Origin of the sequence: Halomonas sp. M1 (assembly GCF_029581375.1) — a bacterium.
Classification (GTDB): Bacteria; Pseudomonadota; Gammaproteobacteria; order Pseudomonadales; family Halomonadaceae; genus Vreelandella.
The window spans coordinates 2,952,028-2,963,449 of sequence record NZ_CP121119.1; the positions used below are offsets into that span (position 1 = coordinate 2,952,028).

Consider the following 11,422-nt stretch of genomic DNA (forward strand, 5'->3'; position numbering starts at 1 on the left):
CAATCTTGAAGCGGCGACCGCCATTAGGGGCGGCTAGCGCACTTAAAAACTATAAGATGTATTTTTGATACTTGTCATGGTTTTCGATGGTTGCGAGGCGCACAATGATTTTTCCAAGTAAATTAGTCGGGATTATGCCATGCCAACGACCGCCTCATCCCAGCCCGCCTCCACGCTTAAGCATCTGCCATTGGTGCGCCTAGCTTTTAGGCCTTTCTTCCTACTGGCGGCGTTGTTCAGCGTGGCATCGATGTTCGTGTGGTTAGCGTTCTGGCACGGCAATATCCTTTTGCGCCCCTATGGCGGCCTAATTTTTTGGCATCAGCATGAAATGTTATTCGGCTTTGCGGCGGCGGTGGTTGCGGGGTTTTTACTAACGGCGGTGCGTAACTGGACTGGATTGCCAAGCTTAAGCGGCGGGCCGCTGCTGGCGCTAGTAGGGTTATGGCTGTTAGGGCGGCTGCTAATGGCCTTTCCCATGGCGTTGCCGGGCTGGCTAGTACTGATGGTCGACCTTGCGTTTCTGCCGGTGGTTGCCATCGTGATGGCGAAATTAGTGATCACCGCGAAGCGTTGGCGCAATTTGATCTTCATCCCTGTGCTGGCGCTGTTTGCGATGGCTAATCTGGCGATGCACTTGGGGTTGATGAATGGCAATGCCGAGTTGATTCGCCAAGCGGCCTACTTAGCCGTGCTGTTGATCACGCTTTTGATGACCGTCGTAGGCGGGCGGGTGATTGCTATGTTTACCGCCAACCGTTTAGGGCGGCCCAAGCCAGCGCCGATTCCCGTACTGGAAGGTGTTACGCTGGCGAGTACGGCGGGCGTCGTATTATTGCAGTTGGCCATTATGCTGGGCGTTGCCGTTCCTACGATGTTAATGGGTGGGGCGATGGTTTTAGCGGCATTGGCCAACACACTTCGCATGGCACGCTGGAGTGGGCTGCACAGCTGGCGCGAACCATTGCTATGGGGGTTGCATGGCAGCTACGCCTTCATTCCTTTAGGCCTCGTCATGTGGGTATTAGCGCTTATGGGTCTAATGCGCACTGAGCTTGCAATTCACGCCCTAAGTATTGGGGGAATGGGCGTTATGATGTTAGCGATGATGGCTCGGGTGTCACTAGGCCACACCGGTCGGCCAATACGCGCCCTGCCGGGAATCGGCGTAGCGCTGGGGCTGATGTTAATAGCAGCCGTCATGCGCTCACCCGTGTTAGCGCTATTTCCCCAGATCACCCACTGGACCTACACGCTAAGCATCATCTTCTGGTGCTTGGCCTACGTTATATTTCTCGTGCACTACACGTTGCCATTAATGCAGGCGCGCATTGACGGGCAGGAGGGCTAGAGAGTGCTAAGCGCTGACGGTAGGAATGCGCATAAGTTGCGCCAGCTGAGGTTGTTGATTGCCCAGCAAGTCAGCCAGTGTGTAGTTATCTAGTTCGTCTAGAAATGCGGACAACGCATCCTTAAGAATCGATTGAAGTCGACAGGCTGGCGTGATGATGCAGGCGTTATCACTATGAAAACACTCCACTAACGCCATGTCATGCTCCATCTCCCGTACCAGCTCGCCTAACACAATGGTTGCGGGGTCGCGGGTCAGCAGTAAGCCGCTATTCTTGCCGCGAATAGCGGTAACGTATTGTTTCTGGCTAAGTGCCTGAACGATTTTCATCAAATGATTGCGCGATATATTAAAGGTCTCGGCAATCTCATGAATAGTAGAGCGCTCCTCTCCCTTGGCAGCAAGAAAGATCAATACGCGTATCGAATAATCAGTGAATCGGGTGAGATGCATGGAGTTGGCGTTGCTCCGTGGGTAATCAAGCTATAAGTCAGCCAGTCATAAAAAGCATGTTGTATGAATGTTCAGTAGGTTGCAATGAGAACATGGGTGAGTATGACTGATCTCGTCGCTATTACAGTGCATGCCTGAGTGTTTGAGTCGCCTATTTGTTGCCGCTCTTTGACTCAGGTCATGGTTGAGTAACTGGCAAGCATCGAGAGCAGGTGAGGGCAAGTGCAGAGGGGCTTTTAAAACGTATACTGTATGAATATTAACCAGCGTTTGCTGCGTTCACTTCTAGAGACCTTTTTTAAAGATCTTTTTTCAAGGACCCTTTTCAGAGACCTTTCCCTATTATGCTAGATGAGCAGTTGTTCAACCGCCCCCTGGTAGAAAAGTATGACCGGCCGGGTCCCCGCTACACCTCCTATCCTACCGCTCCGCAGTTTCATGCGGCGTTTGCTGAGGATGACTACCGTAGCGCCGCCCAGCGCAGTAATCAGGCTGAAGAACCAAAGCCACTATCGGTTTACGTGCATATCCCGTTCTGCAAAAGCCTGTGCTACTACTGCGCCTGCAACAAGATCATCACCCACAACACCGAGCGTGCGGCTGAGTATCTCCAGTGGCTAAAACAGGAGATTCGCGTTCAGGGGGCACTATTCGATAGCACCCGGCGGATGACCCAGCTACACCTGGGAGGCGGCACACCAACCTACCTGAGTAACGCCCAGCTAGGCGAGCTAATGGCTGCGCTGGACGAAGCCTTCCATTTTGCGGCACCTGCAGAGCGAGAATTCTCGCTAGAGGTAGACCCGCGCACCGTAACCCCAGCGCAGGTGTATGAACTGTACGCGCTGGGGTTCAATCGGTTGAGCTTTGGCGTGCAGGATTTTGATCACGAGGTGCAGCAAGCGGTGAATCGCGTTCAAAGCGAAGAGCAGGTGGTCTTGCTGGTTCAAGCGGCTCGCGATGCCGGCTTTGAATCGGTCAGTGTGGACTTAATCTACGGCCTACCGCTGCAGACGGTAGCAAGTTTCGATACCACCCTGGCCAAAATTATTGACCTGAAACCGGACCGCATTGCTGCATACAGCTACGCCCATCTACCCGACCTGTTCAAGGCTCAGCGGTTGATTCGCCCCGAGGATATGCCGCCGCCAGAGCGGAAGATAGAGCTGCTTGAGCTCACGATCAATCGCCTGACCGCCGCCGGTTACGTTTACATTGGTATGGATCACTTCGCCCTGCCAGATGACGAGCTGAGCCTCGCCCGTGAAAACGGCACGCTGCAGCGCAACTTCCAGGGCTACTCCACCCATGCTGACTGCGACATGATCGGGTTGGGCACTACCTCCATCGGCAAGGTGGGCGACACCTACAGTCAGAACGTCAAGGAGACAGCACAGTACCAGCACCGCATGGAGGAGGGGCGTTTACCTGTCTTTCGTGGCTATCGGCTCAGCGATGATGACCGCCTGCGCCGCGATGTCATTAATACCCTGATGTGCCATGGGCGTCTTGAGTTTGCTGCTATTGAGGCCCGCCACGGTATCGAGTTTCGCAGCTACTTTGCCCGTGCCCTAGCGAGCCTGGAAGAGATGGCTGTGGACGGCTTGATCGCCCTTCGCGACGATGCAATCGAAGTGCTGCCTTCGGGTCGGTTAATGATCCGTAACCTGGCCATGGCGTTTGATGCCTACCTAACGCCGAAGGAAAACCGCTACTCGCGGACCGTATGATTTCCAAGGCTACTCCGCATCTATTTCTTAACATGGACATGGAGGAGTTGCTCTTCGCTATTCGCGACTAAGCTTGAACCAAAGGGGGTGTTCCTGTTCGTAGCGACTTATCTATCATCACGCTTCCGGATAGACAAGTGCTCTAGCGAAGCTTTCATGAGCGGAATTCAAGGAGTATTACCAAAGTGCTCGGGGTGGGGGAAGCGGCAACGGCCCAAGAGGTTCAGAGGGCCTGCCGCACGCTAGCGCCTAAGCTTCACCCTGATGTCAGCAAGGCTGCATTATTGGGTGAAAGTGCGGGATGTGCATCAAAAGGTGCCAGTAACGCCTTGGGCGGCAGCTTTGGTGGGCTGCATCGAAACCCCAACGCCTTCAGGGGTGGAGAGGCTTAAGATTAAAGATCCTCTAACCTGACGGCGTCACGCATCATGCGCATCACTTCATGCTGTTCCAGCGCAAGGACTCCATTCAATAATTCCTCGGTCGACGATATTTCAGCCCGCGCCGATAAATAGCGGTATAGGTTTATAATGCCTTCATGTATCGAGAGCAGCGAGAGCATGACCTCAGTAACGGTCATACGAGCGTAATCAATGCGCTCGAGTTCTTCGTGAGCAAAAGGATGCTTATCGAAATACTCCGCACACCAAGTGTGAAGAGCCGCTGGCTGGGCATCTTCCTCGGTCAATGCAATAACCTTGCTGAGTTCTCGTTCATGTAACGAGAGATAATCCAGCAGCATACGCAGCCTTTCCTGCTGTGCCTCATGCGAGGCGTGCTGAAGTGTATCAGCTAGGTTAGCGTGTAGCCGCCGGGTTAATTCCAGAACGTCTTCAATAGTTTCGACTGTCATCGCTTTACCCTATCTCACGGTTAAAAAAACAACGTGTTATTCGTTTTTTAACCTTAGAGTTCAGACCAAATGCGTTCTCGAAAATCGTCGCTGAGTTCGGATACTTTGCGCATGCGGTTATAAGTGGCTTCTGACATGTCGCCAGCGATTTTATGATAGCAAGATGCCATTGATGCCGGAGTTTGCAGGCCTTCGAAACCAAGCATGCAATGCGTCAGCTTGCTGTAGAAGGGCGCTACAGTTGACATAAATTCAAGCTCATAACGGAAAGCATCGTTAACTGTTTCTAACCAAATGCGCTGCAGCTTGAACGCCGAATGAGTGATTTCCAGGTACCAGAAAACAAGTAGGCTGTCGTCATTGGCTACTCTGGCGTCCAGCTGGGGTTTGGGGGATTTTGGGGTTGTCATTTTTTGGCTCCTCCCGTGGGTTTGAAACAGTATAGTTGCCCCTTTTTTACTACGTTTTTTTAAAAACTTTTTATTTGATCAATATCAATTTTATAAAGATAAAAACTATTTCGATTAACCTAGGTAATATGTAATAGGGTGGTTTTTTTAATACATTTAATTTGTTTTGATAATCCCTTTTTACTATTTTTTGATAAGTCAAGGCAAGTGGTGAAGTCTAATCTAAGTACGTTGGCTTGGTATTGGCCTAAAGCTGTTTTTTGTTTGTTATTTTATTGGTGTTTGGGCAATCACTATGTATGCTTTTTTAATGAGTTTGGCCTAGTGTTAAATGGTTATTTATTTGTTGGTTTATTGTTAAATTTATGATTGTTATATAAAAATTGATATATATCATGAGAAACGGTTTTTTTCGAACTAAGATGGCGGCTTGATTTATGCCCAGTTTGAATCTTTTAGATTTGATAGTGAGAAAATTACAATGGATAAATTAGCAGCTTTGAATTTTTTGCCGCAAGAACAGCTCTATTTGGCTAATTCACACGAACAAAATGAGCTTCATCGCTATCGTTGGCTAGCACTTAGCTTCCTTCCCATTGCTCCTCCTGTAAGCCACCTTATGCAAACGATTGGGATGGAGTGCGTTAACCGCCTTGATAACCTACAAGATGTGGCTAAACAGATGAATCTCCAAGCCTGTATTGCTGAGCTCTCAGTAAAGAAACCTTATCCTTTTTATAGCAGAAAAAAGCCGCATTTTTTTGTGGTCGATGAGCCCATGGGGATACAAGTTCTTGAGGGGGTTGAGGAAACGGCGAGAGAGACATGCACGTTTTTTAGCTGGCTGCTGGAAACAAATACTACCCCCGAATTGCATCAACTTTTATTTAGCTTCGTCACCCAGAAAAACAATGAGTACCGTGTGATTCAGGAGTGTCGCGAGCACTGGGGAACAAGCTTTTCTGAACCAGTTTCCCACTATAGACGTTGAGGTATAAGGTCGTATCAATCAGCAGGCTCATGCTATGGAATCTCCTCCATGGCATGAGTACTTGCGTTCCTGATTCGTAAAATAACTGCAGCACCCTGAGTGCAGAACGTGCATTTGCCCGCCGCTATCCCAGCCAAAAACGAATTTTTTGTGCGTGTATTTTGAGCATTGCAGCTACTTCCAACACAAGCTGGCGCGGTCTAGTTAGGCTTTAGCCTTGGCTGGCTTCGCGCTAGCCGTACACCCCATGGCAGGCTGAGCGTTGCTACTGGAATAATAGAGCATGACGGTTCGCATTATATAACAAAATGAGCTATCGTTATTCCTATTAATGCCGAAGCCCGTAGGAACGCATAATGCTCAACGCTACTTCCCGATACCACCCGGCTGTTTACGGGGCACTACTGTACGCCCGATGGCCGCGAGCCGCAGTGGGGAAGTACGGTGGCTGAACAGCGCACGAGTAACCTGCACTACAGGTCAATGCGCGTGGTGGGCGGTTACCGTCGCCAGAAGCTAACGTTAAGCGTTATGTAAAGTTTCCACTGGATGCTTTAGCAGGCGCCGCGTGGGAGTAAATGTTTAACAAGAGCTATGAAAAAGGGGAAGTGCTATGCAAACACAGCCGTTAGAAAAGGGTGTCGAGATTACGTCGTCACTCACCGTTGAAGCATTAGAGGACGTTAAAGCCAAAGGCTTCAAAACAGTTATCTGCAACTGCAAGGCTGGGGAAAGTGACGAGTTTCCAGATGAAGCGTCCTACCGCCAAAAAGCAGAAGCGATAGGCCTGCACTGGGTACATATTCCGGTAGCACCCGGTGACTATCGCCCCGCGGATGTAGAGGCATTCGCACAGGCCATGCAGCAGTTACCCCGACCTATTTTAGCGTTTTGCCGTTCTGGAAAGCGTGCAACGCATCTTTGGGCGTATGCCAAACGCCATACCGAACAGTGCGACCTAGCCGTGCTTTTCTCTGCTGCAAAAGCCGCAGGGTTTGATTTGGAAGAGCACCGCGAGGGGTTAGAAAATCAGCCTAATGAATAGAACATCGCCGCGGAGTGTGCGGTTGGCGAGTGACTACGTGAGTGCGCAAGATGAGACTTGAGCGTTGGGTGCCATTAGTCGGCTGGCTACGTCGCTACCAGCAAGCGCAGTTCTCTCGGGATGCGCTGGCAGCGGTGATAGTAACGCTTATGCTAGTGCCTCAAGCGCTGGCCTATGCGTTATTGGCAGGGCTGCCCCCGGAAATGGGGTTATACGCCAGCATGCTGCCGCTAGTGCTGTATGCCATTTTTGGTACCAGCGCGAGTTTAGCGGTGGGTCCAGTGGCCGTTGCAGCGCTAATGACAGCGTCTGCGTTAAGCGGTTTTGCGACACCTGGTAGCCCGGAATACATAGGGGCCGCGCTGGTGCTGGCGGCGCTTTCAGGGCTTATTTTGATTGCCATGGGCGTACTGCGGCTGGGTTTTTTGGTGAATTTTTTAAGCCATCCCGTTATTTCAGGGTTTATCACCGCCTCAGGTATTTTAATTGCCATTAGTCAGCTCAAGCATATTTTAGGGGTTGAGGCGTCTGGCCATAACGTAATTGAGTTATTAGGTGCGCTGTTCAGCCAGTGGCAGCAGGTTAACGTCATCACGTTAATGATTGGTTTAGGCGTGTGGGGCTATTTGCTGGTCTGTCGTAAACACCTACAGCAGTGGCTGATAGCGCTGGGGGCTTCCGCCAGCGTTTCCGGCATCGTCGTGAAAGCCGCGCCAATCTCAGCGGTAATGGTTACGACGCTGCTGGCCTGGGGCTTCAGTTTGGATCAACACGGCGTTGATGTGGTGGGCTTTGTGCCCAGCGGTTTGCCAGCTATTGCGCTGCCAAGCCTTGATCAATCGCTGTGGGTGGGGTTGTTGCCGGCGGCGCTGCTAATCAGTCTAGTGGGGTTTGTGGAGTCGGTTTCTGTGGCGCAAACCCTTGCGGCGAAACGCCGTCAGCGCATCGACCCTAACCAAGAATTGATTGCCCTGGGAATGGCGAACTTGGGCGCTGGCGTTAGCGGTGGTTCGCCGGTGTCGGGTGGGTTTTCCCGTTCGGTAGTTAATTTTGAAGCAGGAGCCGCAACGCCGCTGGCAGGTGCATTCACGGCCTTAGGAATTGTGCTGGCGACGCTGTTGTTAACAGACTTGTTGGCGTTTTTACCTACCGCGACGCTGGCGGCTACGATTATCGTGGCGGTAAGCACGTTGATTGATTTACCCGCGGTTAAGCGAACATGGCAGTACTCCCGCAGCGATGGCATGGCCATGGTGGCGACCTTGCTGTTAACGCTACTTCATAGCGTGGAAGTGGGCATTGTAGGTGGCGTGGTGCTCTCGCTGGTGCTGCACCTTTACCGTACCAGCCAGCCGCACAGTGCTGTTGTGGGCCGGGTCCCGGGCACTGAGCACTTTCGTAACGTGCAGCGGCATAAGGTTGAGACGGATGAGCATGTGGCGATGCTGCGAATTGATGAAAGCCTCTACTTCGCCAACGCTCGCTACCTGGAAGACACCGTGATGGCGCTGGCTGCCCGCTCCCCGTCGCTGAAACACATTGTGCTGACCTGCCAGGCCGTCAACATCATTGATGCTTCCGCATTAGAAAGCCTAGAAGCCATTAACGGTCGGCTAAAAGATGCTGGCGCTACGCTGCACTTAGCCGAAGTGAAAGGCCCCGTTATGGACCGCCTAAAAGGGACCGACCTTTATCGCGAACTTACCGGGCAGGTGTTTTTTACCACCTTTGAAGCCTGGCAAGCATTGGTTCACCCCGACGAAGCGGTCACGCCAGTAGCGTGACCGCAAGCGCGAAAGGCGGCCACTTTCAACATATGAAAAAGAGGGGTTAGTGCGTGGTCACCAGCATCACCACGCTAAGAGCAGCTGAGACCCACATGGCCGGTTTGATCGCCTGGATGTTGCCGGTGAAAAGTTTGATCAGGACGAAGCTGAGGAAGCCAAAGGCGATACCCAGGGTGATCGAGTAGGTCAGCGGCATCAAGATGATGGCCAGAAAAGCCGGGAAAGCCTGGTCGAACTCCGTCCACTCGATTTTGCTGATCGGCGCCAGCATGAACAGCCCCACCAGCACCAGGGCAGGCGCCGTGGCAATACCGGGCACCAGTGAAAGCAGCGGCGAGAGGAAGAGGAAAGGCAAGAACAGCAGAGCGATGACCACCGCCACCAGGCCGGTTCGGCCGCCCTGGGCCACGCCAGCGCCGGACTCGATGAAGGTCTGGGCCGCACTGGTACCCAACGGCGCCGCGATCATCGAGGCGAAGGCGTCGACGGTCATGGAGCGTTTCAGGTTGCGCGGGTTGCCATCTTTGTCCTTAAGGTTGGCCGACTCAGAAAGGGCCATGAAGCAGGATAAGGCATCGAAGAAGTTGGTGAACAGCATGACGAAGATGAACGGCAGGTAAGCAACCTTCAGCGCTCCCCAAATATCTACCTGCATCACCGCGCTGAAGTCAGGCCAGGCCGCCAGGCCGCTCCACTCCACGACCACGTCACCGCCCCACAGTCGGCCCATGGGCGATGCCAGCAGGGTAGTCAGGGCGATACCCAGAATCAGCGCACCGTTGAAGCGTAGGATAACCAGAATCGCTGTCGCCATCATGCCGATGAAGAAGGTGACCATGCTGGCATCCATAGAGCCTAGCGTCACCAGCGTCGCGTCGCTGCCGACAATGAAGCCCGCATTCTTGAAGCCGATGAAGGTGATAAACAGACCAATGCCGCAGGTGATCGCGTAGCGCAGCGAAGGGGGAATGGCTTCAATGATCGCCTTGCGGACGTTGAACATGGCCAGTACGGCGAATAGCACCCCGGACCAGAACACGCAGCCCAGCGCCACTTCCCAGGAGAGCCCTGCACCTTGTACCAGGGTATAGGTAAACAGGGCGTTCATGCCCATACCCGGGGCGACCAGAATGGGGTTGCGGGCATAAAGCCCCATGGCTAGGCTGCTCATGAAGCTGATCAGCACCGTAGCCGAGAGCGCGGCGGAGAAGGGGATGCCCGCATCGCTGAGAATGGCTGGGTTGACCACAATGATGTACATGGACGCCAGGAAGGTCGCGATCCCGGCGAGGACTTCAGTGCGCATCGATGAGCCGCGCCGGGTCACGCCAAAATAGTGGTCCAGCCAGTTAGCAGGCCGAGCGGTGCTCTTCTCGGCAAGGGAGGAGGAGTTCGGTTCCATATAGGTGATCCTATTGTTGTTGGAGATCGTTGTTAAAAATCGTCGTTGATCGCCTGGTGGGCCCAGTGGTCAATCCCGTGCGTGTTGGCGCCTTCCGCCCGCCCAGGTTTCCAGTACGCTGCGGTCATCACCCAGCATCATCAGCGCAAATAGGCGCTCGCTCAGGGTGCGACAGCGTGCCTGACGTCTTGACAGCAGCGGTGTGGCATCAGGGTCGAGTACCACGAAGTCGGCTTCCATGCCGGGGGCTAAGCGGCCAATGTTGCTATCCAGTGACAGGGAGCGCGCATTGCCTAGTGTCAGGCCGTAGAACCCTTGCCAGGCGGTTAGGGGCTGCCCCCGCAATTGCCCGACTTGATAAGCGGCTTTGAGGGTCGCTAGCCCGGAAAGGTCGGTTCCCCCACCAACGTCGCTGGCATAGGTCACGTTGAGCCCGACATCGCGTGCGGCGTGGCGGTCGAACAGTCCGCTGCCAAGGAACAGATTAGAACTGGGGCAGAAGGCCAGGTTGGCGCCACGATCCGCCAGTCGGCGGCGCATCCCCTGGTCAAGATGGATGCCATGGGCAAAGGTGCTGCGTGGCCCTACCAGCCCCGACTGCTCGTAGACCTCAAGGTAGTCGCGGCTCTCGGGAAATAGCTCGGCCACCCAGTCCAGCTCGCCGGTGTTTTCGGAAAGGTGAGTCTGTAGCCACAGGCTCGGGTCATTGCGCAACAGCCCGCCCGTCGCGTCTAGCTGTTCGCGGGTTGAGGTGGGGGCAAAGCGGGGCGTCAGGCTGTAGCCGAGCCGCGCTGTGCCGTGCCATTCGCTGATCAGCCGCTCGGCGTCGCGAATGCCACCCTGGGTGTCGTCGCAGAGCGCCTCAGGGGCGTGACGATTCATATGCACCTTGCCCGCCAGCATGCGCAGGTCGCGCTTGCGGCTGGCGGTGAAGAAGGCATCCACCGAACTGGGGTGGCTGGAGCAGAACACCTGGGCCGTGGTGGTACCCACCCGCAGCATCTCATCAAGAAACGCATCAGAGAGCGCCAAGGCATGCTCGTACTGAGCGAAACGACACTCTTCAGGAAAGGTGTAGTCGTTGAGCCAATCCAGTAGCTGCCGCCCGTAGGAGGCCATGATTTCAAGCTGGACGTAGTGCACGTGGCTGTCGATGAAGCCGGGCATCATTAACTTGCCACGGTGGTCGGTCACCTCGATTCCGGGGGGCAGGGTTGGTTCGAGTCGCGCATAGTCATCGATGGCTCGGATGCGGCCATTCTCGATCCACAGGGCAGCGTCTTCGATATGGCAAACGCTGCCTTCGGCAGGGGTGTCGCCCTCGCCGGGGTCGGCATCGAAGCTCAGCAGTTCAGCGCGTATCACGCGCGAGTCGTTTGTCGTCATGAGAGGGGCTCTTT

At 53.9% G+C, this 11,422-nt stretch carries 10 protein-coding genes; 5 read left to right on the plus strand and 5 right to left on the minus strand.

Annotated elements, in window-relative coordinates; translation table 11 throughout:
- Positions 1 to 139: 139 nt before the first annotated feature.
- Positions 140 to 1,351 carry an NnrS family protein gene (locus P8S54_RS13605; protein WP_281442160.1) on the plus strand — a complete coding sequence of 404 codons (1,212 nt, stop codon included), beginning with the start codon at positions 140 to 142 and terminating at the stop codon, positions 1,349 to 1,351.
- A 6-nt stretch (positions 1,352 to 1,357) separates the two neighbouring features.
- On the opposite strand, the gene P8S54_RS13610 is transcribed toward P8S54_RS13605, so the two are convergent.
- A complete protein-coding gene (locus P8S54_RS13610; protein ID WP_281442161.1) occupies positions 1,358 to 1,804 on the minus strand; it encodes an Rrf2 family transcriptional regulator in 447 nt (148 codons plus the stop codon).
- Between the two features lie 344 nt (positions 1,805 to 2,148).
- Between P8S54_RS13610 and hemN the strand changes: the two genes are divergently transcribed.
- Positions 2,149 to 3,534, plus strand: coding sequence for an oxygen-independent coproporphyrinogen III oxidase (gene hemN, locus P8S54_RS13615; RefSeq protein ID WP_281442162.1), 1,386 nt, complete (start codon positions 2,149 to 2,151; stop codon positions 3,532 to 3,534).
- Positions 3,535 to 3,928: 394 nt separating this feature from the next.
- Here hemN and P8S54_RS13620 read toward each other — a convergent pair whose 3' ends face one another.
- Together P8S54_RS13620 and P8S54_RS13625 are read right to left on the minus strand one after the other, a co-directional pair.
- Entirely contained in the window at positions 3,929 to 4,387 is a 459-nt protein-coding gene (locus P8S54_RS13620; protein WP_281442163.1) for a hypothetical protein, read from the minus strand.
- 53 nt (positions 4,388 to 4,440) lie between these two features.
- Positions 4,441 to 4,797, minus strand: coding sequence for a hypothetical protein (locus tag P8S54_RS13625; RefSeq protein ID WP_281442164.1), 357 nt, complete (start codon positions 4,795 to 4,797; stop codon positions 4,441 to 4,443).
- Between the two features lie 481 nt (positions 4,798 to 5,278).
- Here P8S54_RS13625 and P8S54_RS13630 point away from each other — a divergent pair, with 481 nt between their 5' ends.
- From P8S54_RS13630 to sulP, 3 genes are all read left to right on the plus strand, one after another.
- Positions 5,279 to 5,788: a hypothetical protein gene (locus tag P8S54_RS13630; RefSeq protein WP_281442165.1), complete on the plus strand. Its 510-nt coding sequence runs from the start codon at positions 5,279 to 5,281 to the stop codon at positions 5,786 to 5,788.
- 613 nt (positions 5,789 to 6,401) lie between these two features.
- On the plus strand, positions 6,402 to 6,833 hold the full coding sequence (locus tag P8S54_RS13635) for a TIGR01244 family sulfur transferase (protein WP_281442166.1): 432 nt from the start codon (positions 6,402 to 6,404) through the stop codon (positions 6,831 to 6,833).
- A 50-nt stretch (positions 6,834 to 6,883) separates the two neighbouring features.
- Positions 6,884 to 8,617 carry a sulfate permease gene (gene sulP / locus P8S54_RS13640; RefSeq protein ID WP_281442167.1) on the plus strand — a complete coding sequence of 578 codons (1,734 nt, stop codon included), beginning with the start codon at positions 6,884 to 6,886 and terminating at the stop codon, positions 8,615 to 8,617.
- A 46-nt stretch (positions 8,618 to 8,663) separates the two neighbouring features.
- Here the strand turns inward: sulP and P8S54_RS13645 are convergent, their stop codons facing one another.
- A complete protein-coding gene (locus tag P8S54_RS13645; protein WP_281442168.1) occupies positions 8,664 to 10,022 on the minus strand; it encodes an NCS2 family permease in 1,359 nt (452 codons plus the stop codon).
- A gap of 69 nt (positions 10,023 to 10,091) precedes the next feature.
- Positions 10,092 to 11,408, minus strand: a complete 1,317-nt coding sequence (guaD, locus tag P8S54_RS13650) for a guanine deaminase (protein ID WP_281442169.1) — start codon at positions 11,406 to 11,408, stop codon at positions 10,092 to 10,094.
- Positions 11,409 to 11,422: the final 14 nt, after the last annotated feature.